The sequence below is a fragment of the Croceivirga thetidis genome, from assembly GCF_012272815.1.
Lineage (GTDB): Bacteria > Bacteroidota > Bacteroidia > Flavobacteriales > Flavobacteriaceae > Croceivirga > Croceivirga thetidis.
Genome location: NZ_JAAWWL010000002.1, coordinates 1,529,479 through 1,552,278, shown reverse-complemented (window position 1 = coordinate 1,552,278; position 22,800 = coordinate 1,529,479). Strand labels below are relative to the sequence as shown.

22 protein-coding genes are annotated in these 22,800 nt (G+C 37.8%); 9 read left to right on the top strand and 13 right to left on the bottom strand.

Annotation, left to right across the window (positions count from 1 at the left end):
• Window positions 1-3: 3 nt before the first annotated feature.
• The 4 genes from HCU67_RS14650 to HCU67_RS14635 are packed head-to-tail and all read right to left on the bottom strand — an operon-like array spanning window position 4 to window position 2,747.
• Window positions 4-1,428, bottom strand: a complete 1,425-nt coding sequence (locus HCU67_RS14650) for an SDR family oxidoreductase (RefSeq protein ID WP_168553339.1) — start codon at window positions 1,426-1,428, stop codon at window positions 4-6.
• A gap of 49 nt (window positions 1,429-1,477) precedes the next feature.
• Complete coding sequence (locus HCU67_RS14645) at window positions 1,478-1,930, bottom strand: nuclear transport factor 2 family protein (RefSeq protein WP_168553338.1); 453 nt, start codon at window positions 1,928-1,930, stop codon at window positions 1,478-1,480.
• A 29-nt stretch (window positions 1,931-1,959) separates the two neighbouring features.
• Window positions 1,960-2,385 carry a hypothetical protein gene (locus HCU67_RS14640; RefSeq protein ID WP_168553337.1) on the bottom strand — a complete coding sequence of 142 codons (426 nt, stop codon included), beginning with the start codon at window positions 2,383-2,385 and terminating at the stop codon, window positions 1,960-1,962.
• Window positions 2,385-2,747, bottom strand: coding sequence for a bleomycin resistance protein (locus HCU67_RS14635; RefSeq protein WP_168553336.1), 363 nt, complete (start codon window positions 2,745-2,747; stop codon window positions 2,385-2,387). Before HCU67_RS14635 ends, HCU67_RS14640 begins: the two co-directional genes overlap by 1 nt.
• Window positions 2,748-2,842: 95 nt before the next feature.
• Here HCU67_RS14635 and argS point away from each other — a divergent pair, with 95 nt between their 5' ends.
• Window positions 2,843-4,618 (top strand): arginine--tRNA ligase, encoded by a 1,776-nt coding sequence (gene argS / locus HCU67_RS14630; RefSeq protein WP_168553335.1) that lies wholly within the window; start codon window positions 2,843-2,845, stop codon window positions 4,616-4,618.
• The gene (locus HCU67_RS14625) at window positions 4,618-5,427 is read left to right on the top strand and encodes a zinc-dependent peptidase (RefSeq protein WP_168553334.1); all 810 of its coding nucleotides are present in this window, start codon (window positions 4,618-4,620) and stop codon (window positions 5,425-5,427) included. The genes argS and HCU67_RS14625 overlap by 1 nt, the downstream gene beginning before the upstream one ends.
• Before the next feature lie 72 nt (window positions 5,428-5,499).
• Here HCU67_RS14625 and HCU67_RS14620 read toward each other — a convergent pair whose 3' ends face one another.
• Window positions 5,500-6,246 carry a bacteriorhodopsin-like gene (locus HCU67_RS14620; protein ID WP_168553333.1) on the bottom strand — a complete coding sequence of 249 codons (747 nt, stop codon included), beginning with the start codon at window positions 6,244-6,246 and terminating at the stop codon, window positions 5,500-5,502.
• A gap of 118 nt (window positions 6,247-6,364) precedes the next feature.
• Here HCU67_RS14620 and HCU67_RS14615 point away from each other — a divergent pair, with 118 nt between their 5' ends.
• On the top strand, window positions 6,365-7,240 hold the full coding sequence (locus tag HCU67_RS14615; protein WP_168553332.1) for a Brp/Blh family beta-carotene 15,15'-dioxygenase: 876 nt from the start codon (window positions 6,365-6,367) through the stop codon (window positions 7,238-7,240).
• Here HCU67_RS14615 and HCU67_RS14610 read toward each other — a convergent pair.
• The 3 genes from HCU67_RS14610 to HCU67_RS14600 are packed head-to-tail and all read right to left on the bottom strand — an operon-like array spanning window position 7,224 to window position 11,254.
• Window positions 7,224-9,788, bottom strand: coding sequence for a TonB-dependent receptor (locus tag HCU67_RS14610; protein WP_168553331.1), 2,565 nt, complete (start codon window positions 9,786-9,788; stop codon window positions 7,224-7,226). The two genes, HCU67_RS14615 and HCU67_RS14610, sit on opposite strands and share 17 nt — an antisense overlap.
• The gene (locus HCU67_RS14605) at window positions 9,769-10,704 is read right to left on the bottom strand and encodes a FecR family protein (RefSeq protein ID WP_246865792.1); all 936 of its coding nucleotides are present in this window, start codon (window positions 10,702-10,704) and stop codon (window positions 9,769-9,771) included. The genes HCU67_RS14610 and HCU67_RS14605 overlap by 20 nt, the downstream gene beginning before the upstream one ends.
• A 49-nt stretch (window positions 10,705-10,753) precedes the next feature.
• Entirely contained in the window at window positions 10,754-11,254 is a 501-nt protein-coding gene (locus HCU67_RS14600; protein ID WP_168553330.1) for an RNA polymerase sigma factor, read from the bottom strand.
• A 114-nt stretch (window positions 11,255-11,368) separates the two neighbouring features.
• On the opposite strand from HCU67_RS14600, the gene HCU67_RS14595 reads away from it, so the two are divergent.
• The 3 genes from HCU67_RS14595 (at window position 11,369) to folD (ending at window position 15,532) form a co-directional block, all read left to right on the top strand.
• Window positions 11,369-13,195: a hypothetical protein gene (locus HCU67_RS14595; RefSeq protein ID WP_168553329.1), complete on the top strand. Its 1,827-nt coding sequence runs from the start codon at window positions 11,369-11,371 to the stop codon at window positions 13,193-13,195.
• A 130-nt stretch (window positions 13,196-13,325) separates the two neighbouring features.
• Window positions 13,326-14,654: a signal recognition particle protein gene (gene ffh, locus HCU67_RS14590; RefSeq protein ID WP_168553328.1), complete on the top strand. Its 1,329-nt coding sequence runs from the start codon at window positions 13,326-13,328 to the stop codon at window positions 14,652-14,654.
• Window positions 14,654-15,532, top strand: a complete 879-nt coding sequence (folD, locus tag HCU67_RS14585) for a bifunctional methylenetetrahydrofolate dehydrogenase/methenyltetrahydrofolate cyclohydrolase FolD (RefSeq protein WP_168553327.1) — start codon at window positions 14,654-14,656, stop codon at window positions 15,530-15,532. The genes ffh and folD overlap by 1 nt, the downstream gene beginning before the upstream one ends.
• A gap of 5 nt (window positions 15,533-15,537) precedes the next feature.
• On the opposite strand, the gene HCU67_RS14580 is transcribed toward folD, so the two are convergent.
• On the bottom strand, window positions 15,538-15,678 hold the full coding sequence (locus tag HCU67_RS14580; protein WP_168553326.1) for a hypothetical protein: 141 nt from the start codon (window positions 15,676-15,678) through the stop codon (window positions 15,538-15,540).
• A 171-nt stretch (window positions 15,679-15,849) separates the two neighbouring features.
• Here HCU67_RS14580 and HCU67_RS14575 point away from each other — a divergent pair, with 171 nt between their 5' ends.
• Window positions 15,850-17,580 carry an alpha/beta hydrolase-fold protein gene (locus tag HCU67_RS14575; protein ID WP_168553325.1) on the top strand — a complete coding sequence of 577 codons (1,731 nt, stop codon included), beginning with the start codon at window positions 15,850-15,852 and terminating at the stop codon, window positions 17,578-17,580.
• A 567-nt stretch (window positions 17,581-18,147) separates the two neighbouring features.
• On the opposite strand, the gene HCU67_RS14570 is transcribed toward HCU67_RS14575, so the two are convergent.
• Both HCU67_RS14570 and HCU67_RS14565 read right to left on the bottom strand, forming a co-directional pair.
• Window positions 18,148-18,567: a VOC family protein gene (locus HCU67_RS14570; RefSeq protein WP_168553324.1), complete on the bottom strand. Its 420-nt coding sequence runs from the start codon at window positions 18,565-18,567 to the stop codon at window positions 18,148-18,150.
• A 56-nt stretch (window positions 18,568-18,623) separates the two neighbouring features.
• Complete coding sequence (locus tag HCU67_RS14565) at window positions 18,624-19,463, bottom strand: alpha/beta fold hydrolase (RefSeq protein WP_168553323.1); 840 nt, start codon at window positions 19,461-19,463, stop codon at window positions 18,624-18,626.
• Between the two features lie 97 nt (window positions 19,464-19,560).
• On the opposite strand from HCU67_RS14565, the gene HCU67_RS14560 reads away from it, so the two are divergent.
• On the top strand, window positions 19,561-19,983 hold the full coding sequence (locus HCU67_RS14560) for a winged helix-turn-helix transcriptional regulator (protein WP_168553322.1): 423 nt from the start codon (window positions 19,561-19,563) through the stop codon (window positions 19,981-19,983).
• Window positions 19,984-19,986: 3 nt separating this feature from the next.
• On the opposite strand, the gene HCU67_RS14555 is transcribed toward HCU67_RS14560, so the two are convergent.
• Both HCU67_RS14555 and HCU67_RS14550 read right to left on the bottom strand, forming a co-directional pair.
• Entirely contained in the window at window positions 19,987-20,538 is a 552-nt protein-coding gene (locus tag HCU67_RS14555) for a hypothetical protein (RefSeq protein ID WP_168553321.1), read from the bottom strand.
• Window positions 20,539-20,551: 13 nt separating this feature from the next.
• Window positions 20,552-22,063: a helicase HerA-like domain-containing protein gene (locus tag HCU67_RS14550; protein WP_168553320.1), complete on the bottom strand. Its 1,512-nt coding sequence runs from the start codon at window positions 22,061-22,063 to the stop codon at window positions 20,552-20,554.
• Window positions 22,064-22,193: 130 nt separating this feature from the next.
• Here HCU67_RS14550 and HCU67_RS14545 point away from each other — a divergent pair, with 130 nt between their 5' ends.
• Entirely contained in the window at window positions 22,194-22,643 is a 450-nt protein-coding gene (locus HCU67_RS14545; protein WP_168553319.1) for a RidA family protein, read from the top strand.
• Window positions 22,644-22,800: the final 157 nt, after the last annotated feature.

The window sequence follows — 22,800 nt, the reverse complement described above, 5'->3', positions numbered from 1 at the left end:
AAATTACGTTTTTGAAATATTTCGAATCATTCCCCCAAATATGAAATAGTGAAATGGCAGTACACTATACCAGTACAAACGCCCTTTCAGTCCCCTAGGTCTAAAGGTGGCTACTTGGTGCAATACGTTGTTATCGTCAATTTTAAATTCCAACCACGCCTCACCAGGCAACCGCATCTCGGCAAAAAGAAGTAACCGCTTTCCTTTTTTATCCGCTAAAAGTACTCGCCAAAAGTCCAAGGCATCACCTGGATATATTTTATCAGGATTCGTTCGCCCTCTACGAAGTCCTGGGCCACCATTGAGCTTGTCTAAAAAACCTCTAATTTTCCATAACCAACTGCCATAATACCAACCAGTCTCACCACCAATTCGCCAAATATTCTCAACTGTTCCCTTTACATCTTCAATCTTTTTGGTTTGCACGTCTTTCAAGACGCCAAATTTTGGTACTTGAATGTACTTTTCAAGATTATTGTTAAAACGACCACTAACCATGCTGTCTTTCCAACTGCTGACCACCAAGTTTTGCTCAATCTTTTTGAATGCCATTCCAATTGCTTCTTTGTAAGTATATGGAGTGATACCTAGAATTTTTTGAAGTCTATTGTCTTTGGCAATTACTTCGATTTTCATACTATCTACTAGATTGAGGGCTAGTTTGTATGAGGTTGATGTAACAAAATACAACCAATATGATGATAATTTTGGTGTCATCACAGGGACTGTGAAAATCCAGTTTTTGAAACCTCGAACTTCAGCATATTGATGAAGCATTTCTTTGTATGTCAAAACATCTGGACCTGCAATGTCAAAAGACTCACCGAACGTCTTTTCATTACCAAGTACACCCGTGAGAAATTCCACAACATTTCTAATGGCAATAGGCTGTGATTTGGTAAGAACCCACCTTGGTGTTATCATAACAGGAAGTTTTTCACACAAGTCGCGAATTATTTCGAAAGAAGAACTACCTGAACCAACTATAATTCCAGCCTTTAGAACCGTAAGTTGGTAATTACCCTCGCCTAAAATACTTTCAACATTTTTTCGTGACCAAAGATGTTTGGAAAGGTTATCGTCATTTACAATTCCGCTAAGGTATATTACCTGTTTTAAAACACTGTTTCTAACATAAGTATTGAAGTTTCTAGCGGCCTGGGCTTCTAATTCATCAAAATTCTTGGTGCTGACCGTCATTAAATGAATTAAAAAATAGGCTACATCGATATCATTTGGAATCTTACTTACCTCTACTTCTTTTAAAAAATCGATTTCAACTACTTCAATTTTTCGACGGGTTTCCTTATCTATGGAAAGTCGATTCTCGTCACGCACCGTGCACACAACTTCATGTCCCATTTCAAGTAGTCTGGGTAATAAGCGCATACCAATATAGCCATTGGCACCGGTAAGTAAGATTTTCATTTTTGAGCGATATTAGACTTTAAAAGGAATCATCAAAATCACGTTTAGGCTACTTTGGATGACTTTGCCAGATGATATTATAGATTTTCCATTTATCATTGACCTTCGCCAGATGAAAAATATCAATACCCCATTCTGCTTTGAGTTTTGCTACAGCAGTTTTGTCGTTTACCTCATAGATTGTGATTTCTTGAGGAGAATCTTTTGTGATTCTGTCTCCATCAATATTCCAACTACCTGCTAAGTCATACAATTGTTGATAGGTCATCCGTAAATTATCACGATAGCTACCATCCTTTTCATCAAACCAATAACCGACTTTGCTCAATGTGGTATCTACACTACGTTCTATCTTATACGGTTCAACCTTATAGAGAGCCTCTACGTAATCTTTAATGGCACTTTCAACCGCTATTTTATCATTATGTCCAGTACTATCTTGTGGGTACAACAAGACAAAGCTGAATAGCAAAAATATAGTGGTCAATCGTTTGGTTTTCATGGTGTTGTTTTTAAGAATGGAATTTTAATCTATAGATCTTCAAATGAAGTTGGGGCATTGTCTGCTTTATAATTCAATAATTTTTTGAAGAATTTTTGAACTGCCTTCGTATCTGATTTTACCTTGACAAAATAATGGTCTCGATAAATGGAATATATGGCCAAGTCTCCTTTGTAGATGGTCAATTTATAAAATGGAATAATCAGCGCATAGGATTCCAAGAGTGAGCGAAATCCTAAAATAATACCCTTAGGCCGCAATTCTATGTTGCAGCAATCGGCATTATTATCTAGAATCAAAAGGTTTCGAATTTCGGCACTGGCTTCCGTTATTTCCAATTTAGGAGAACCTATACCACCAAGTTGAAAACGTTCTTTTAGTGTAAATGGTTTGCCAACTTCTGCATCTATTCTTTCCCTTATTTTTTTATCGTTGTAGCTAACGTTCAGTAACATTATGTAACAGTTGAAGATTGTCCAAATCGAATCATATTTCCATCACCATCCAGAATTGCAAATTCACGCATTCCCCAAGGTTGATCGTCTAATGGACCATTCGGGTGAATTACTCCCATTGGTTCCAGTTCTTTAAAAAGGCCATCTACGTCTTTAACCCTTATGTAGCAGCTAGTATTTTCAGGATGTATTTTGTTATTGCACTTCCAAAAATGGATAGAAATATTATCTCTATGTACAATGGCATAGTTTTTATCTTTCCAGCCTACGCGGTCAAAACCAAGTTTGGTCTGATAAAACTCCACTGTTTTATAAATATCCAAAGAAGCTAAAACCGGTTCCGCGACCTGAAGATGTTCCATTAACAATGGTTTTTTTAAAATTAAGACTCAAACAGCATTTTGGTTCTTAATCTTGTCATAAAAACGTAGTTTTGCTGCCTGAAAATGAAGCGTTGATGCAGTTATTACAGGTATTGGAACTTAAGGTTAAGGAGGCTTTTAAATCATTGTTCGATGCAGAACTGTCTTCTGTCGAATTTCAACCTACCCGAAAAGATTTTGAAGGCGACATAACGGTTGTGGTCTTTCCGATGTTAAAAGTGGTTCGGGGCAATCCTGTTGAAATAGGATCTAAAATAGGGGAGTACTTAGAAACCAATGTTGATGAAATCGCCAAGTTCAATGTGGTCAAAGGCTTTTTAAATTTGGTTATTTCCGACTCGTATTATCTTACATTTTTTAAGTCAATACTAGAAAATGAAAACTTCGGTTACCAAAAGCCAAATTCAAAAGATGCCAGAATGGTGGAGTATTCATCTCCCAACACCAACAAGCCACTGCACCTCGGCCATATCAGAAATGTCTTGTTGGGATACTCAGTTTCGGAAATTTTAAAAGCCGCTGGGCATAAGGTTTACAAGACCCAAATAATCAATGATAGGGGTATACATATTTGTAAAAGTATGTTGGCATGGAAAAAATTTGGTGATGGAGAAACCCCTGAGTCCGTGGGAATGAAGGGAGACCACTTGGTAGGTAAGTATTATGTCGTTTTTGATAAAACCTACAAAGAAGAAATAGCCCAACTTATTTCGGAAGGAAAGGAAAAGAAAGTCGCTGAAAAAGAAGCGCCTATTTTATTGGAAGCCCAAAACATGTTAAGAAAATGGGAGGCTGGCGATGAAGAAATAGTGAAGCTTTGGAAGATGATGAATAGTTGGGTTTATGATGGCTTTGAGGTTACCTATAAAAACCTTGGTGTTGATTTTGATAAACTTTATTACGAGAGTGATACCTACCTATTAGGTCGTAATGTGGTTAAAGAAGGTTTAGATAAAGACATTTTCTTCAAAAAGGAAGATGGTAGTGTATGGATTGACCTAACTGACGAAGGTCTAGATGAAAAAATTGTACTACGAGCAGATGGCACCGCAGTCTATATGACTCAAGATATCGGCACCGCCATTCAACGCGTTACTGATTTCCCTGATATAAATGGAATGGTCTATACTGTTGGTAATGAACAAGACTACCACTTTAAAGTGCTGTTTTTGATTCTTAAAAAATTAGGGTATTCTTGGGCCGAAAAGTTATTCCATTTGAGTTATGGAATGGTAGACCTGCCCTCAGGTAAAATGAAGAGTAGGGAAGGTACCGTAGTAGATGCTGATGATTTAGTCAAAAGCATGGAGAAGACTGCTGCTGAAATTTCTGAAGAATTAGGAAAACTGGATGGTTATTCCGATGAAGAAAAAAAAGAGCTGTATCGTACAATAGGCCTCGGGGCATTGAAATACTATATTCTTAAAGTAGATCCCAAAAAAAGAATTCTATTTAATCCTGAAGAGTCAGTTGATTTTCAAGGTAATACAGGTCCTTTTATTCAGTATACCTATGCTCGAATTCAATCAATCTTGCGAAAGGCAGGGGATATTACTTCATCGGTTCAGGTAAGCATGGTATTACATGAAAAAGAGAAAGAGTTGATTAAGATAATTCAGCAATTCCCTGAAAAAATTCAGGAGGCAGCTGATAATCATAGCCCAGCCCTAATTGCAAACTACACTTATGACCTCGTAAAAGAGTTTAACTCATTCTACCAACAAGTTTCGATTTTAGGTGAGGGAGATGCTGCAATTAGAAATTTCAGGATTCAACTGAGCACAAAAGTTGGTCAAACTATTCAATCGGCATTCAGACTTTTAGGTGTTGAGGTTCCTGAACGAATGTAATGGAATCGTACTATACAGAGACCGAAAAACAATTTTATGCCTTGTTGTTGGCCGCAGGATTGTTTTTTGTAATCATAAAAGTAGCATATGAGTATTTTGCCAATGAAAAGTTTACGCTATTTCATGTCTTTCATCCGATAAAACCAATAGGAGCCAAGGAAAGACAATTCATTTCACAATTTCTTAAACCGTTTCACGACTTTAATCCTGAACAGCGGCGACAATTCTTGAAACGATTTGCATGGTTTAAATCAAAGAAGCGATTTATTTTTTACGGAGATATTCAAAATAAGGAAGAGATTAGGGCATATGTAGCTGCATCGGCCATATTGGTAACCATGGGTATGCGAAATTTTAAATATCAGAATTCAGTTTCTAGAATCGTTGTGTATCCGAGCAAATATTGTTCACGTATTTCCAGAAAACATCATATTGGGGAATACAACCCTCGTTTAAAAACCCTTGTTTTTTCCGCTGAAGATTTGAAAGAGGGTTACGGTATACCGAATGATGGCGTAAATCTGGGGATTCATGAGGTCACCCATGCTTTGATGATAGAAACACGAAAGAAATCTACATGGGAAGCTATGCGATTTAAAGTTGGTTTGATGCGTTTAAAAAACCAATATGAAACAGCACACTTTCAAGACAAACTAAAATCAAGTACTTTATTTCGAGAATATGCCCAATCAAATTTTGTGGAATATTTCGCAGTGTTGGTGGAGGTATTTTTTGAACAACCAATCGCATTGAAACAAGAATACCCTGGGGTATACCAATATGTTGGTAAAATGCTGAATTACCCATAAAAAGGAAAAGCCCCCATCTTGAGATGGAGGCCCTTCCTATTAGTAACCAACTAAATTAAGGAAGTATTTGAATTAGTCATTGTTTTGGGCAGCTACAGCAGCGCCATAGACTACAAGACCAAAACCAATTTTGTTGATGGCGTCACCAATATTGTAGATAACATCCATATTTAATCCTAGGTTACCAAGACCTGAATACCATCCTTCAGTACCTGCCATATATCCTAATGGATAAATTGCCCATCCTACGAGTACGAACCAGCATAACATTTTGTGTGCTTTCAAAGTTGCTCCACCTGCTGCCTCTGCCAATTTCTTTGCAGACCCTAACCAGATTTCATAAACAATGTAGAAATAAGCAACTGCAGAAATGAAGCCCCAAACAGCTGGTCCGGAACCAGTTGTGTAAACAGCCTCACCAAAGTAACCGGTGACAAGCATAACAACAGAAGCTAAAATCAATTTCCACATTAAGGATTTTTGGGCTCCAGCAACTTTAAGTATGAGATAGAATTCAACACACATTAATGGTACTGTAAGAGTCCAGTCCACATAACGGAAAAAGGTAGGTGATTCTCCGAAAGCAGCCCAGTAGTCACGCATGTACCAATAGTGTACAGCAGCGATAAAAGTAATCAGTCCTGAAACCAGGATAGATGTTTTCCACTTTCTATCAAAATTATTCATTGATAAAAAGAAAAAAGCTGAAGCAGCCATCATAGCCATACAGCCTACAAAAAATGTAAAACCGACATAATCGTCATTAACGATCTTTGTCACGTCTGCCATCATAGGCAGATTAAGAAATAAAGACTTCATATATATTGAGTTATTTAATTTTGTTGAAGCCAAATATATATAAAGTTAAACACAATTTGATATTTTTTGTTTAAAATTTATGAATTATCTTTAAACATTGTATCTGTAAAATGTCAAAATGAAAAATTGGCTCATTGTCATTACTTTTTTTTCGCTTTGGTTATCAACCCAGTTTTCTGAGCAGGTCCAAGATTATATGGCTTATGGATTGATACTGACTTTTGGGGTTTTACACGGTGCCAATGATATTTTTATAGCTAGTCGATTAAAATCTAAAAATCAGAGAATCAGAAAGATACTATTACCATATATAGTTGTGGTAATACTTGTTTCATTATTGTTTCTTGTATCTAAGAGCCTTGCCTTGCTCTTTTTTGTTTGTATTAGTGCCTATCATTTTGGGGAGCAACATTTTAAATCTAACCTGGTAAAAGAACTCTGGTGGGAAATCATTCTGTTTTTTGCCTACGGTTTTTCCATTTTGTTTATGATATTCTATCTAAGAATAAACGAGGTTTCTTCAATTATTTATGAAATTACATCATTGACTTTGTCACCAAAAGTGTATTTGGTTGTGTTTGTAATGTCTCTTGGTGTGTTCTTAATTCTATTTACAGTCATGGTTAAAAACCGTCTTTTAAGGGTAGATGTATTTCGAGAGCTTTTTATGTTCGTGGTGTTTGCAATTGTATTCAAAACTGCCTCGTTATCTTGGGCTTTTGCCATTTATTTCATCTTCTGGCACAGTATTCCTTCTTTGAACGACCAAATGGTTTTTCTATACGGGAATTCAGACAGGTTAAGTATCCTTAAATACTTAAAAACATCTTGGTTGTATTGGGGAATATCAATCTTAGGATTAGCGATTCTTTATTTTATTCTAAGGGAAAAGGTGGACTATTTTATTACGATACTTCTATATGTTTTAGCAGCGATAACGTTTCCACATGTTATCGTCATGTCAAAAGTTGAGAACGCTAAAAACTCACCCTAAAACTGAAATTTGGGGTAATACCTAACGATTGATTTTCGATAGTTTCAATTTCACTGTTATTTGAAACTCGGTAATATTTGTTCAAAATATTCTTTCGGTTCGTAAGGTTCAATAGTGAAACACCTGCGTTAGCCTTAATGGTCCGACCAATATTGAATTTATAGGTAGCTGAGGCATCCATCCTGAAATATTCTGGTAAACGGCTGCTATTGGGGGTTTTGTAATTAATCCTATTGGGGGTAAATAAATCATCAAGTGGGTCCGTCTCATCAGGTTCGGTGAACGGTTTGCCTGTACGATAGTTCAGTCCAAGTCCTAATTTAAGATTTCGTAGGTCGTATGTAGTTGCCAAGGTGATTGTATGCCTAACATCAAGATTGTTTGGGAAAGAGTTGGGTGGAATTCCATCAAAAGTATAATCGTTTTTATTGTAGGTATAACCTAACCAAGTGCTAGTATTCTCTCCTTTTTTATTTAGTAATAATTCTACTCCTCTAACGTCATAACTCCCAATTTCATCCCCATTAAATTGTCCTTCGTTCTGAAAACCTTGTGTTAAAACACTTATGCCATCAACTCTTTTGTAAAAGCCTTCCAGACCAAAATAGAAGCCATTTTTATCATAATTCAGACCAATTGACGCCTGCTTACTTTGGGTAATCGGAAGTAGCTCGTTATCGGATAATATCCATCTACGTTTTTCGATACCAAGGAAGTTTTGTTCCAAATCAATAATTTGATTTGTGGTCTGACTTTTAAATTCACCCAGAATCTGAGCTCGAAGATGTTTGGCCATCCTAAAATTTAGGTTAAGTCGCGGTTCGATTAATACTTTATTAAATGATGCGCCCTCTTGTGCAAGATTTAGAAGATAGTTAAATCGGACCCCAGCCGATGCAATGAACCTGTCTTCAAACGTTCGAATTGCAAATTGACTGAAAGGAGCATATTTTCTGATTACGGAAGTAATATTACTTTGAAAAGGTGGCTGGGTAACATCTGAAATATTGGTGATGCCAGTTTCGATATATTCGAAACCATTGTTCCAATGAACTTTGTCTGAAAATTCAAACTTTGTATCAAATTTTAAGGCCCTTTCATCAACTTCATTCTCTTGAAAGAGTTGCTGTATTTGATTGGCTTGAATGCCTATAGCCATTAAATTATACTTTGAGAAATATACATTGGCTTCGGCCGAAAATTTTGCAGACCATTTACCCAACCATTGAATACCTGCCGAAATATTCGTTTGATCTAAAAAACTTCGTGTTGTTTCATTGGTATTCGTATTGGTTTCATTGTAATCCAGATCATTGTCCATTACTATAAAACTGAATCGAATCTTGTGATCTTCGTTCAAATCGTACAGAACTTTCCCAGAAAAATCATAGAAATAGAAATCCTCTTCTCGGTCAAAATTTTGCGCGATTCGTTGATTCTGTTCGTCTTCCACTTCTGAATCTTGAAAAGCACGCTCGGTAAAGCTATTGTAGGTTGGGGTGTTGAGAAAGTCGGTTGCAGAACGCCTACCTGAGAACTGAAACTCCAAGTTGTCTCGAATCGGAATTTGCCCAAAAACATCGCCTGATATAAGACTAATTCCCGCTCCACCATTAAAGACGCCATCAAGTTCGTTATTGGTTTTCATGCTAATAACACTGCTAACACCATCACCAAATTGTGTAGGCGTTCCATTTTTATAAATGCGGACATCTTTGATTAGGTATGGGTTAAAAGCCGAAATGAGTCCGAAAAAATGTCCTGACTGGTAAATTTTTATACCATTCCAAAGGATTAGGTTTTGATCGTTCGTTCCTCCCCGAACATTGATGTCAGAGACGGTTTCATCAATACTCTTGATTCCGGGTAGTGCTTGAACAGTTTGGAGAACATCCGGTTCAATCAAGCCAGGTAAAATTCCGAGATCAGCAGTGTTCAAAAGAATACTGGCATCTTCATTTTTGGTTATGCCAGATGTTAAAAATTGATAGACCACGACCTCTTCCAAAATCTCTCGACGCTCAGCCAAAAGAATTTCAGTGCATCCTTCTGTGTTGGAAAGCTCATCGACAGGCACAAATTTTATGATGTAGCCCAAATACCGAATTTTTAGCATCGCTCCGCGAGGTACATTATCCATTTTAAAGTAGCCATCAATATCTGTCACTAGGGCCCTGTCCATATCGAGCAATTCAACGGTAGCACCTGGAACGGTATTTTTTGCAAAATTATCGAGTACCCTACCGCAGATAGAAACGTTTTGGGGTCGAACAAGGCTATAATAGCGTTCGTTAATTTTGGACAAAATGAGCTCCGTCTCGGCTGATATAACTTCCAAAAAATTGGCTAATGAACTGTATTCTTGCGGAGGTAATTCTATACCATTTAAATCTTCATCCAAGTATGAAAATTTCACATCAAACCGCTGTTCAATTTGGGGTATTAAATCTTTAAGTAGCCTTGATTTTTGAGCGTGGCAGGCAGTAAAAAACAGGAATAGGATTATTCCCAAGAATGGTAATAGTGTTTTACGGCGTGTCCCCTGCATAGAAAAGTACCTTTTCCTCGCCCAAGTTATAACGAATTTGGGTAGGAGTACTAATACTTTCTAACGCTAATTTTAAATTGGTGTTGCTAAAGGTACCTGTAAAAAGTTGGGATGTATTTACATCTTTGGTCTCGACAACAATATTGAATTGTCGTTCAAGTTCTGCAAGAACATATTTTAGAGGAATACTTTTAAATGAACTTTCTTTCATCATCCATGAAGGCTGACCATTTTTAGGTTCTTCAAAAAGTTTTATTTCACCATTGACCACAACGAATGAACTTCCTGCTGGTAGTTTACGGTCGGTACCATTAAAGGTGACACCAACCAAACCTTCGTAGCAGGTAACCTCAAAAAAGCCCTCTCGATTTTCTACATTAAATTGGGTGCCTAGCACGGAAACTTTGCCTTGATCGGTGGAAACCGTAAATTTTTTCCCTTTGGCCACTTTAAAGAAGGCCTCACCGTTTAAACTAACGTTGCGCTCATCATCCCAATTTCGTTCACTGAATGAAACTCTAGAATCAGCATTTAAAAAGATTTCAGAGTTATCAGGCAATAACACTTCTGATTGTTCTGCCAATTGGGTTTTTACAGTGGTATCAAGGGTATTCAAATAAAAATATGAACCGGTCAAAAGCAAAGCCAAAACCGCAGCAACCCGTAAAAAGTTTTTATAAGGACGAAAAGCAATAACCTTGGGCTCTTCTGCAGTTTTTAAAACTTTAGAACTAATATCCGCCCAAGCCCTATCTGAATCGAATTTTGGAGATAATATTCCTTTGGAAGTTTCTGCGATTCGCTTATAAGAAGAATACTCGGTACTTTCTTTAAAAGTCGCCAACTCCTCATCAGAGAGTTCGTTGTTCAACCATTTGGCCAAGTAATTTTCTTGCATTTTGTTTTCCTTTTCCATGGTTAGAACAACTTAGAATTCAAAAACCCTACTTTTTTATGAATAGGTTTCATATACCATCAATTTTTTCCCTTAAGGATTTTAATGCCAAGTGCATACGTTTTTCAATGGCTTTTACACTTACTCCCTCCATTTCAGCAATTTCTGCATACTTCTTGCCATCAATTCGATTCAAAAGAAATGTTGTTCTTTGGTTTTCAGGCAAAGCATCAAGGGCATTGTTCAGTTTTTCCTGAAACTGTTTTTCTTCCAATACATACTCTGGTGACTCATTGGTTGTGGTATTTGAATGAAGGTCGGCATACTTTAAACGTACTTTTTCTGCCTTTATCACATTTAAATATAAATTGTTCGCAACGGTATATAAATATGATTTTGCTTTTTCAGGGGATACTTTGGCACAGTTTTCCCATAGTTTTACAAAAGCCTCTTGAACGGCATCATATGATTTTTCTTCATTGCCGAACTTATAATAAATGTAATTGTAAACGGTTTTAGAATTAGAATTGAAGATTGAATTGAAAACCTTTTCCTCGCAAACGTTGTTCATATTGGCCTTAAATCGCTATGTGTTCAAAGATATTTTAAATAAAATTAACGTGGTTGGTAGGGTTTTGTGCTTGAAGGTTGTTTCATTGATGTAAAACGAAAATTCCAAATCATTATGAAAACTTTTACCCCCAATTTTTTACGTGTTTTCATCTTATCTATTGTGTTGCTTTTTGCCTCTTGTCAAGAAGAGTTTGAAGATATAGGTGGCGAAGAACAAGAAACGATTGAAGCCGGTTCCACAACCGCCAATTTAATTCAGAATACCTCTGCCCAAGATGGTTCTTTTGATAACATTGTAGATGAGGCAAGTTGTTTTGCCATTCAATTTCCGTACACCGTTGAGGTTGCAGGAATTCAAATAACAATTGATTCAATTGAAGATTTAAGGGTTATTGAAGAATTATTCGATGCCTTTGATACGGACGAAGACATTGTTGATATTCTATTCCCTATCACAATAGTATACGCTGATTATACCGAATTAGTTATTGAAAGCAAGGAACAGTTGCGAGAATTAGCTGAAGAATGTATCGAAGGTGGAGGTGACGATGATATAGAATGTATTGATTTCGTTTACCCAATAACACTTTTCACTTTTGATGTGAATTCGCAAGTTACCGGTGAGGTAGTAATCAATAGTGACAGGGAACTTCGCCGATTCTTTGCAAATCTTCAAGAGGACGACTTGGTGAGTTTGGATTATCCCGTGACCTTGAAAAAGTATGATGGAACTGAAATTGTTGTTGAAAACAATGCAGAGTTGGCTATGGCTTTGGAAGCTGCCAAAGATGAGTGCGATGAAGACGACGACGATGATTACAATGATGATGATTTTAATGAAGAACATTTTGTTGAGTATCTAACAGAATGCCCATGGAAGTTGCGTGATATCCGTAGGTTCGGTGCAGACCAGTTGGGTCAGTACGAAGGTTTTATGTTCGATTTCAATGCTGACGGAACAGTAGAGGTTACAGGTCCGGCAGGCAATATGTCTTCAGGTGAATGGGCTTTTGAATTTACTCCTAATGGTGTATTGATAGAATTGGCTTTTGGTGACTATGTTGATTTTAGTGCAACTTGGTTGGTTTATGAAATCGAAGAAGGAAAAATCAAATTCTATAACGATAATGACAATCGCTTAATTCTGAAGCGTTATTGTGAAGATGACCATGGAGATGATAATGGTGGGGACAACGGTGATGGTGGTAACGATAACGGTATCATTAGTGTAGAAACCCTCATCAATACTCTGAAGGAATGCGAATGGTTGATAAAAGACCTAGAGCTTCAAAATGAAGATTTGGATAGGTTGTTAGGTTTCGGATTGATTTTTGGTGAAGAGGGTATGGTAGTCTTAAGTGATGGCCTTACCGAAATACCAGGAACTTATGAGGTTGGAGCAAACGACGAAGGACATCGTACATTATCATTGACTTTTGAGATGGAAGGCGCCTTAACATTTGAATGGCCATTAGTTGAAATTGATGGTGAAAGTATTGTAAAGACCGACTGGATTAAAATGTACGATGAGACAATTGGTTATAAACTTATTATTGAAAAAATCTGTGAAGACCCAGAAGATGGCGATGTAGGTGAAATCAGAAACATCGTTATGGGCGGTGGTCTGTGGAACGTAGCTATGTACGATGATGAAGGTGTTAATTCAACTGAAGATTATGCTGATATGGACTTTGGTTTTTCAATGTTCAATCAAGTTGAAGTAAGTATTAATGACGACCCTATTGCAAACGGAGTTTGGAGAGTGGTTCGTGATACTGAAGGAAACCTGGTTTTTTATCTGAATATGGGAGATAGCGCCCCACTCGGTGAACTTACTGAGCCTTGGTATGTAACTGAAGTTAACACAGACCGTGTTATGCTGGTTTACGAGGACGAAGAAGTTAACTTCAAAACCTTGGTATTCGAAAAGAAACCTTAAGTTTTTGCCCCACATCTATTTAAAGGACGGTCCGCCCCAAGGCCGTCCTTTTTCGTTTTAGGGCCTTAAAAGATTAGGCAGTCCTTTGGTATTTCTTAAATTTGCCTTTCTCCAAAAATGCCGATAATCGATGTTTGATAATTTAAGTGATAAACTAGATAAAGCCCTCCATAATTTAAAGGGCCACGGTAAGATTACCGAAATCAATGTTGCCGAAACTATGAAAGAAGTTCGTCGTGCACTATTAGATGCCGATGTTAACTTCAAAATAGCCAAGGAATTTACCAATACCGTAAGGGAAAAGGCGCTGGGCCAAAACGTTTTGACCAACCTGAAGCCAGGTCAATTAATGGTCAAAATTGTCAAAGATGAATTGACCGAGCTCATGGGTGGTGATGCTGCTGAGTTAAACCTAACAGGAAACCCTTCGGTGATTTTAATGTCAGGTCTGCAAGGTTCTGGTAAGACAACCTTCTCAGGTAAACTTGCCAATTTTTTACTTAAGAAAAAGACCAAAAAACCTTTGTTGGTAGCTTGTGATGTATACCGACCTGCGGCGATTGACCAATTGCATATTGTTGGGGAGCAAATAGGGGTAGAGGTCTATTCTGACAGGGGTAACACTAATCCAGTTGCTATTGCTAAAGATGGTATAAAAAAGGCGAAGGAACTAGGTTGCAATGTAGTTATTATTGATACCGCTGGTCGACTGGCCGTTGACGAACAAATGATGGATGAAATTTCAAACATCCACAAAGCTATAGAGCCTCAAGAGACATTGTTCGTCGTAGATTCGATGACAGGACAAGATGCTGTGAATACTGCAAAAGCCTTCAACGATGTATTGAATTTCGATGGTGTCATTCTAACAAAATTAGACGGTGATACTCGCGGTGGAGCAGCAATTTCAATTAAATCAGTTGTCAATAAACCAATAAAATTCATAGGTACGGGTGAAAAGATGGAAGCCATAGATGTCTTCTATCCTTCTAGGATGGCCGATAGAATTCTTGGGATGGGTGATGTAGTTTCTCTGGTAGAACGTGCCCAAGAGCAATTTGATGAGGAGCAAGCCAGAAAAATTCAAAAGAAAATTGCGAAGAACAGGTTTGGTTTTGATGATTTTCTTTCTCAAATCCATCAAATTAAAAAGATGGGTAATATGAAAGATCTGATGGGTATGATTCCTGGTATGGGAAAAGCACTAAAAGGAATTGAAATTGATGATGATGCCTTCAAACATATTGAAGCCATGATTTATTCAATGACTCCCCAAGAACGTTCCAATCCTTCAATGTTGAATTCAAGTAGAAAAAAACGTATTGCAACAGGCAGTGGGCGTAGCATTCAAGATGTAAACCAACTATTGAAACAGTTCGACCAGATGAGTAAAATGATGAAGATGATGCAGGGAAGTAAAGGAAAACAAATGATGCAAATGATGCAAAACATGCGCTAATGGAATTATTGGACGGTAAGAAAATATCGAATGCAATCAAGGAAGAAATTGCCGTTGAGGTTGCTGAAATGAAAGAACGTGGGGAAAAAGTTCCCCATTTGGCCGCTGTTTTAGTTGGTAATGATGGTGCAAGTCTGACTTATGTTGGCAGTAAAGTGCGCTCATGTAAAAAAATAGGATTTGAATCTACGTTGGTACATCTTCCAGAAGAGACTACCGAAGAAGAATTATTGGAGCAGGTTAATAAGCTAAATAACGATGATGACATAGATGGTTACATTGTTCAGCTACCTCTTCCAAAACATATTGACGAGGAAAAAGTATTGATGACCGTTCATCCTGATAAAGATGTCGATGGGTTTCATCCTACCAACTTTGGCAAAATGGCTCTTGATATGGAAACCTTTATTCCAGCCACGCCATTTGGTATAATGGAATTACTTCGTCGATACGATGTGGATACCGAAGGAAAACATACGGTTGTCATTGGTCGGAGTCATATTGTCGGTAGGCCCATAAGTATTTTAATGAGTCAAAAAGGAAAGGCCGCAAATTCCACTGTAACCATTACGCACAGTAGAACCGCAGATTTAAAAGAGTTTACCACAAAAGCAGATATTATAGTTTCTGCTTTGGGGTCTCCAGACTTTTTGAAAGCCGATATGGTCAAAGATGGTGTTGTCATCATTGATGTCGGAATTACAAGGGTCGCTGATGAAACCAAGGAAAAAGGCTATTACATCACTGGTGATGTCGATTTTGCCGAGGTATCACCAAAAGCGAGTTATATAACACCAGTTCCTGGCGGAGTTGGACCCATGACCATCGCGATGTTACTAAAAAATACGCTTTTGGCAAGACAGCGAAGAATGGGTTAAAGCAGCTATTTCATAGCTTTCGCTTCTAGTTGTTCTTCTTGCTCTTCAGGAGTTAGAATTTCTAAATCCTCACCTTCATCATTGGTACAGCTTGAGACTGCCATAATCGTAAAGAATACGGTTAGTAGTAGTAGGATAACTTTCATGTTTATATGTGGCGTTTGGGATTCCATATAATAGGAATAACGCAATTGGGCCAAACATCTTGTTTTCAGAGTTTGCAATTCGACAAGTTGCTTATTTATCGAAAAGCCTTTTTAGCATTAGTACTTATAAGGAAATCGTAATTATGTATCTTCAAAGGAAAATCAACCGATATGAAAACGAATTACCTATACTTAGTGGCTTGTGTCATTTTCTTTGCCAATTGTAAACCGGAAGATTCAAATTCAATTCAAGTGGCGGTGATATTTTCTGAGGAAGTCAGTTCAGAAACTTTGGATGGACGATTACTTCTTATACTTTCTTCCAATGACAAGAGAGAGCCGCGTTTTCAGATAAATGCTGGTCTAAATGCCCAGCCCATTTTCGGAATGGATGTTGAAGGAATGAAACCAGGCGAAGCCATGGTATTTGATGAATCCAACTTTGGCTTCCCATACAAAAGCTTGAAAGATGTTCCCCCCGGAGAGTATTCAGTACAAGCGTTGCTTCATACATATGAAACATTTAATCTATCAACCGGCCATACCGTAAAATTACCAATGGATAACGGTGAAGGCCAGCAATGGAATCGTTCACCCGGTAACTTGTACAGCGAACCTTTTAAAATAACTATTGGCGAAAACGGAATTGAAAATATGACGGTTCAAATGAATAAGGTCATTCCACCTATTGAAGAGCCTGAAGACACCGAATGGATAAAACATATCAAGATTAAGTCAGAAAAGCTCTCAGAATTTTGGGGTAGGGATATGTATCTCGGAGCACATGTTTTGCTGCCAAAAGGATTTCATGAACATCCAGAAGCAAAATACCCCTTAATGATTTTTCATGGCCATTTCCCTAGTGATTTTGGAGGATTTAGAACCACACCGCCCGATGCTAATTTAGAACCTGATTTTTCGGCCAGGTTCAATGTAGAAGGGTATAACATTTTACAGCAACAAGAGGCTTTTGACTTCTATAAAAGATGGAATGACCCTGATTTTCCAAGATTTTTGATTATTGAAATTCAACATCCAACACCGTACTATGACGACTCCTATGCTGTGAACTCTGAAAGTCAAGGGCCCTATGGTGATGCAATTACCTATGAGCTCATACCACATATTGAAAAGGAATTCCGAGGATTGGGTGAAGGATGGTCAAGATTTTTATACGGAGGTTCGACAGGGGGCTGGGAGGCTTTGGCAGTACAGGTAAAGTATCCTGATGAATATAACGGTTGTTTTGCCGCTTGCCCTGACCCAATTGATTTCAGGGCATATTGTTTGACCAATATATATGAAGATGAAAATGCTTATTTCTATCCTAGTGAGCATAAAAGATTGGAAGTGCCGGCCCACCGCGATTACCTAGGGCACGTCCAAAATTCAGTTTTGGAGTACAATCATTTAGAACTGGTTCTAGGTACCAAATCACGTTCAGGTCAACAATGGGATATTTGGGAGGCAACCTATTCGCCACAGGGAGCGGATGGTTATCCTGTGCGATTGTGGGATAAAATGTCTGGTGATATCAATCCTGAAGTTGCTGAATTTTGGAAGGAGAATTATGATTTACGACATATACTAGAAAGGGACTGGGATAAACTTGGGGAAAAACTACGAGGAAAAATCCATATCTATTGCGGTGATATGGACAATTATTACCTGAATAATGCGGTCTATCTGATGGAAGACTTCCTAGAAAACACCTCTGACCCCTACTATGAAGGTGAAGTTGACTATGGTGATCGCGCCGAACACTGTTGGAATGGTGATCAAGAAAATCCGAACCACATCAGTAGATTACGATATAATAGTATGTATGTTCCAAAAATCATGAAACGAATTGAAGAATCTGCCCCTGATGGCGCCGACCTCACAAGTTGGAGATACCAATAGTATAGACATTTGCCCGTTCAAAAGGCGAGAAGTTTTAATTGCCACGTTTATAGCACAATACCTCTTTTAGCGTTAAAATTTTCATAAGAATGTGACTTTGTCGAGTGCGTTGTTTCCTACGAGTCGAATACAGATCAATTAATGACCGTGGAGACCAATAAAGCAAACAAAAACAAAGGGTATTTGGGATATCAAAAAAATAGATTTACAAATCGATTTTCCCAAATGATAAGAGAAAATCAATTCTTATTGTATTGTCTCATTTTAACGATTTTAGCATACCTGGGTATCATTTGGGCAATGTACCTAACCTAAATTGGCCTAAGTATGTGACTTATTACAAAATTCGGTTTCAAACTATGAAAACCATGGATTTTGAATTACCAAGAGCATCACTTGACCGATTCTCCAAATCAAGAAACCCAAGGAGAATACCTTCAGGGGAAACAGAAAAATTGGGCGCACATTCAAAGAAAACTTAAAAAAAGTCTGTGGCTTGTTCTTTTGTTATCAGCTTATTTTCTGGTGTTGTGGGTAGTGTTCTTTGCCTGAAGATTTCGAGTATCCTTACTTTGCGAATAACTGAGCAATATCTTTGAACGCCTTAAATTCTAAGGCGTTACCGGCAGGATCAAGAAAAAACATTGTTGCTTGTTCACCAGCTTGGCCTTCGAATCTTATATAAGGTTCAATAACAAAAGATATTCCTTTTGATTTTAGGTTGGCAGAAAAAGATTCAAATGTATCCCATGGCAAAACGACACCGTAATGGGGAACAGGAACGTTTTTTCCATCGACGGCATTGGTGTGTAATTCTTCTTCTGATTTTGGTTTGTAATGGATAACCACTTGGTGACCAAAAAGGTTGAAATCGACCCAATGGTCACTACTTCGACCTTCTTCGCAGCCTAATATTTCTCGATAGAAAATCCTACATTCAGCTAAATTATGCACTGGTATTGCTACATGAAAAGGTGCGATATTCATTGTGATAAAAATAAAAGGTTGAACTAAAAATAAGCTATCCTAATTTACTTTCAAATTTAGGACTCTAGAAAGGATATGATGTCTTCATTGACCTGTTTTTGATGCATGGAGTGCCCAAGGCCTTCTGTTAACCTGAGTTCGCTACCTTCCCAATTTTCATGAACACGAACAGATTCGGTGTAGGGAACTTGCAAATCATATTTGTCATGAAATAAAAGTCCTTTTTTTGTGCTGTTACTCACGAATCGGGCACTCGAGAATTCCTTAAAATGAAAGCCCAACCACTCCTTTAAATAGGAGTCCATAGCCATTCTAACCTTATTATTAAAGGGAACAATTTTTTGATAGGAATCCATAAATTGACTGAACTCGCTTGGAGAACCAATGGTAACTACCTTCTCAACAGTAGTATCTGGATTAAGAAAATGGGTATAGTTGATGGTCATACCACCAACCGAATGGGCAACCACCCATTTGGGTCGATAGGCCTCCAATACATGTTGTGTTGCCTCTGCATAAAGTGGCACATGAAGTTTCTTGCCTGAAGAATAACCATGGGAGGGAGCATCAAACGCAAAGATTTCAAAATCTTTGGCACGCAGCATATTGATAAAATTTCGCCATCGAAACGTATTACTCTCCCAACCGTGCATCAATAAAATCGGACCTTTCTTTCCTGACCAATGATAGGATTGTATTTGGTGACCGGCAACTTCCTTAACATCTAATTTTGCCGCATCCAGAAATGCTTTCTGATTTGGTAAAACCTTTCCTAAGCGAATGGTACAAAATACATCGAATGCTTTTTTTGCGGTGTTTCGAGGATTTACGTTAACCCAAAAGTTGAACCACTTACCATAAGTGAAGGCTATTAATGCCTTTATAATTTTTCTCATATGGTTACTTTTTGTAACTTACTCTACAATTGAAACTAAAATTAAACAATCCTGATCGAATTAAAAAGAAGTCACGAATCCCTAACCTAGTGAACAAATGGAAACTATAAGTGAAAATCAATTAGTTGAACGTCAAAAAAAATTGGAAAAAATGTTCGGTCACCTAGACCGAAAGAACCTTCCTGAACTATGTACTGTTCGAGATGTGATGTCAGCTTCCTCGGATCAGTGGAGTATATTGATTTTATTGTGGCTTGGTTATTTTCCTGTTTTACGGTTCAATAAAATAAAGAAATACGTATACGGAATCTCCAATAAGGTTTTAAGTCAACGGCTCAAGGTTTTGGAAGCAGATGGCTACATTGAGCGCAAGGCTTACCCAGAGGTGCCCATAAGGGTTGAATACAACTTAACCGATTTTGGTGCGCAATATGTAGAACGTCTTCTTGAACTGACCCAATGGATGCGGGAGAACAGTCCTAAAATATTGAAGCATCCTGAAAAGTATGGTCTCTTGTAAATTTTAATGGGTCCACCCCAACATCAAGTACTTTATTCTTGCATCATCCGGTATTTGCACAGCTTCGATATTTGAGCTGGTGAACCGCAAATTTGCAGGCAATTCACTTTTATCAATGGTAAAATAAAGATTACTGCTTTTAGGAAAGATTACCACACTGTTCAAAGTGGTTACAATTTTCTTTATCTCATAGGCGTCTTGAATATCCTTAAAGGTGCTTTTTAAGTTTAATCCCTCACCTGTGGTGTACCGTGCATCGATGATATTGATGTTTTCAATTTTTGGTATACTATCATTACTTGCAGTGAGTGTTAGTAAATGCTTTCCTCCCTTTTCAAAAACTTTTATTTTTTTGGGATTTTCGCCCTCTTTTAATTGAAAGGTATCTTTTTCAACGAATCCTTCACCGACCAAAGCCTCTACATCTGCAAATATTACTTCTTTGTTGAATTGACCAATAGAGGTCTCGCTTACTAAAAAGTTGGAATCTTGTTTTTGACAAGCAATCACCATTAAAAAGACACTTGCAATCAAGATGTAAACCGTATTTCTCATCTCTTTAAAAATTTTAGCGAATAACTTTTTTCAATACACCTAAAACCCCCCTAATAAAAGTAGCACTGGTCAAAACCTTTACTACAGGATTCATTCGAGTACTTCTACTGCGTGAACTGCTCTTTCTGGTGGTTGTTTTTTTTGCTTTTTCTTTCTCGGCTTCCTTTTCTGCCTTTTCTATTTTTTCATTCAATATTTCGTAGGCACTTTCCCTATCGATAACTTCATTGTATTTTTTGATGAGTTTGGATTTTCCGAGTGCCTCTTTCAATTCCTTATCAGTTAGAACATCCATTCGGCTCATTGGTGCCCTGAGCATAGTTGCTGCAAGAGGTGTAGGGCGCCCTTTTTCATCCAAAGCGGAAATTAAGGCCTCACCAATACCCAAAGAAGTCAATACCTCTTCCGTTTTATAAAACTCAGAATCAGGATAGTTTTGAGCTGTTAGTTTAATAGCCTTTCTGTCTTTTGCGGTAAAAGCCCTTAAAGCATGTTGTACTTTCAATCCTAATTGGGCCAATACATCCTCAGGTACGTCAGTTGGGTTTTGGGTCACAAAATATAATCCGATTCCCTTTGAACGAATTAACTTAACAATACTTTCGATTTGGTCCAACAATGCTTTGGAGGCATTATCAAATATTAGATGAGCTTCATCAATGAACAAAATAAGTTCGGGTCTGTCACTATCGCCTTGCTCTGGAAAAGTGCCATAAATCTCCGCTAGCAAGCTCAGCATAAAAGTTGAGAACAGTTTGGGCTTATCTTGAATATCGGTCAAGCGAATGATGTTGATATACCCTCGCCCATTCTCATCAATTCTAGTTAAATCATCAACTTCAAATGACTTTTCTCCAAAGAACAAATCAGCTCCTTGCTGCTCCAATTCAATAATCTTTCTCAAAATGGTGCCTGTCGAACTGGTAGAAATTCGGCCATATTCTGATTGAAATTCCTTTTTTCCTTCTCCGGTTGCATATTGCAAGACCTTTTTAAAATCATTAAGGTCAAGAAGTGGTAGTTTATTGTCATCACAATACTTGAATACCACTGCCACTATACCTTCTTGGGTTACCGTTAAATCTAAAATTCTTGAAAGTAAAACGGGCCCAAATTCGGATACCGTAGCCCTTAATCGAACACCATCTTGCTCTGAGAGCGACATTATCTCGACAGGAAAACCCTTGGCCTCAAAAGGAAGCCCAATGGCTTCATGCCGTTCGTCTATTTTAGGATGGCCAGGGCTTGGTTGCGCAATACCGCTGAGGTCACCTTTTAAATCCATTAGCAATACGGGAATTCCTTTTTCGGAGAGGTTTTCAGCAATTACCTGCAAGGTCTTGGTCTTACCAGTACCTGTTGCCCCAGCAATCAATCCGTGGCGGTTCAAGGTTTTAAGCGGAACTTTAATAAAGGCCTCGGTAACCGTCTCGCCATTTACCATACCCGCGCCCATGGTGATAAAATCCCCTTTTGTAGCGTAACCTTTTTCTATAGTTGCAAAGAATTTTTCTTTGATATCCATCGCATTCAATTTGTGCTAAAAATAAGGATTTAAATAAAGTGTAAAATCGAAAGTCCGTATGCTATCTTTTAAAGTGTAATTTTTACATTTAGCCATAAATCATGAAATTATAAACCAACAAAAAATTGCCATGAGAAAACCTTTAATACTCTTAGCTGTTGTAGCATTCTTTTGCAGTCATGCCATTTTGGGACAAAATGCGACCGAAATCAAATTTCATAAACCTGAGAATCCTGCTAGGGCCAGTGCCCCTTTCAGTGAAGCTGTTCAAGCAGGTAACTTATTTTTTCTTGCAGGGCAAATTGGAATGGACAGGTCAAAAGGGCAATTAGCAGAAGGAGGAATACAAGGTGAAACAGAGCAGGCCATTAAAAATATCGAAGGCGTATTGCGGTATCATGGTTTGACCCTGGATAATGTGGTTAAATGTACCGTTATCTTAAGCGATATCAACGATTTTAAGGCTTTCAACGAGGTTTATATTAGATATTTCAAGAAGAAACCCGCTCGTACAACCTACGCCGCGGCAGGTTTGGCCGTTGGGGCTAAAATTGAAATTGATGTAATTGCTGTGAAATAGCTATTCTAATAAATTCAAGCAATTAGTCTTTTAAATATATCCGATTAGCCGCAAGATTTGTGGCTACCCTTTCAATTTCATAGTTTGCACTCTAATGCGCTCCCATTGAATTTGACCAATAAAATTGCAAGTTATTTATTGTTAATCACTTTCTGTG

Excerpts from the sequence above, each read along its gene's own strand:
- HCU67_RS14600 (WP_168553330.1), bottom strand. The coding sequence starts at position 11,254 with ATGAACAACGTTTGCGAGGAAAAGGTTTTCAATTCAATCTTCAATTCT.
- HCU67_RS14550 (WP_168553320.1), bottom strand. The coding sequence starts at position 22,063 with ATGGATATCAAAGAAAAATTCTTTGCAACTATAGAAAAAGGTTACGCT.
- HCU67_RS14625 (WP_168553334.1), top strand. The coding sequence starts at position 4,618 with ATGGAATCGTACTATACAGAGACCGAAAAACAATTTTATGCCTTGTTG.
- HCU67_RS14645 (WP_168553338.1), bottom strand. The coding sequence starts at position 1,930 with ATGAAAACCAAACGATTGACCACTATATTTTTGCTATTCAGCTTTGTC.
- HCU67_RS14565 (WP_168553323.1), bottom strand. The coding sequence starts at position 19,463 with ATGAGAAAAATTATAAAGGCATTAATAGCCTTCACTTATGGTAAGTGG.
- HCU67_RS14620 (WP_168553333.1), bottom strand. The coding sequence starts at position 6,246 with ATGAAGTCTTTATTTCTTAATCTGCCTATGATGGCAGACGTGACAAAG.
- HCU67_RS14610 (WP_168553331.1), bottom strand. The coding sequence starts at position 9,788 with ATGCAGGGGACACGCCGTAAAACACTATTACCATTCTTGGGAATAATC.
- HCU67_RS14570 (WP_168553324.1), bottom strand. The coding sequence starts at position 18,567 with ATGAATATCGCACCTTTTCATGTAGCAATACCAGTGCATAATTTAGCT.
- HCU67_RS14605 (WP_246865792.1), bottom strand. The coding sequence starts at position 10,704 with ATGGAAAAGGAAAACAAAATGCAAGAAAATTACTTGGCCAAATGGTTG.
- HCU67_RS14580 (WP_168553326.1), bottom strand. The coding sequence starts at position 15,678 with ATGAAAGTTATCCTACTACTACTAACCGTATTCTTTACGATTATGGCA.
- folD (WP_168553327.1), top strand. The coding sequence starts at position 14,654 with ATGGAATTATTGGACGGTAAGAAAATATCGAATGCAATCAAGGAAGAA.
- ffh (WP_168553328.1), top strand. The coding sequence starts at position 13,326 with ATGTTTGATAATTTAAGTGATAAACTAGATAAAGCCCTCCATAATTTA.
- HCU67_RS14595 (WP_168553329.1), top strand. The coding sequence starts at position 11,369 with ATGAAAACTTTTACCCCCAATTTTTTACGTGTTTTCATCTTATCTATT.
- HCU67_RS14640 (WP_168553337.1), bottom strand. The coding sequence starts at position 2,385 with ATGTTACTGAACGTTAGCTACAACGATAAAAAAATAAGGGAAAGAATA.
- HCU67_RS14615 (WP_168553332.1), top strand. The coding sequence starts at position 6,365 with ATGAAAAATTGGCTCATTGTCATTACTTTTTTTTCGCTTTGGTTATCA.
- argS (WP_168553335.1), top strand. The coding sequence starts at position 2,843 with ATGCAGTTATTACAGGTATTGGAACTTAAGGTTAAGGAGGCTTTTAAA.
- HCU67_RS14575 (WP_168553325.1), top strand. The coding sequence starts at position 15,850 with ATGAAAACGAATTACCTATACTTAGTGGCTTGTGTCATTTTCTTTGCC.
- HCU67_RS14555 (WP_168553321.1), bottom strand. The coding sequence starts at position 20,538 with ATGAGAAATACGGTTTACATCTTGATTGCAAGTGTCTTTTTAATGGTG.
- HCU67_RS14545 (WP_168553319.1), top strand. The coding sequence starts at position 22,194 with ATGAGAAAACCTTTAATACTCTTAGCTGTTGTAGCATTCTTTTGCAGT.
- HCU67_RS14560 (WP_168553322.1), top strand. The coding sequence starts at position 19,561 with ATGGAAACTATAAGTGAAAATCAATTAGTTGAACGTCAAAAAAAATTG.
- HCU67_RS14635 (WP_168553336.1), bottom strand. The coding sequence starts at position 2,747 with ATGGAACATCTTCAGGTCGCGGAACCGGTTTTAGCTTCTTTGGATATT.
- HCU67_RS14650 (WP_168553339.1), bottom strand. The coding sequence starts at position 1,428 with ATGAAAATCTTACTTACCGGTGCCAATGGCTATATTGGTATGCGCTTA.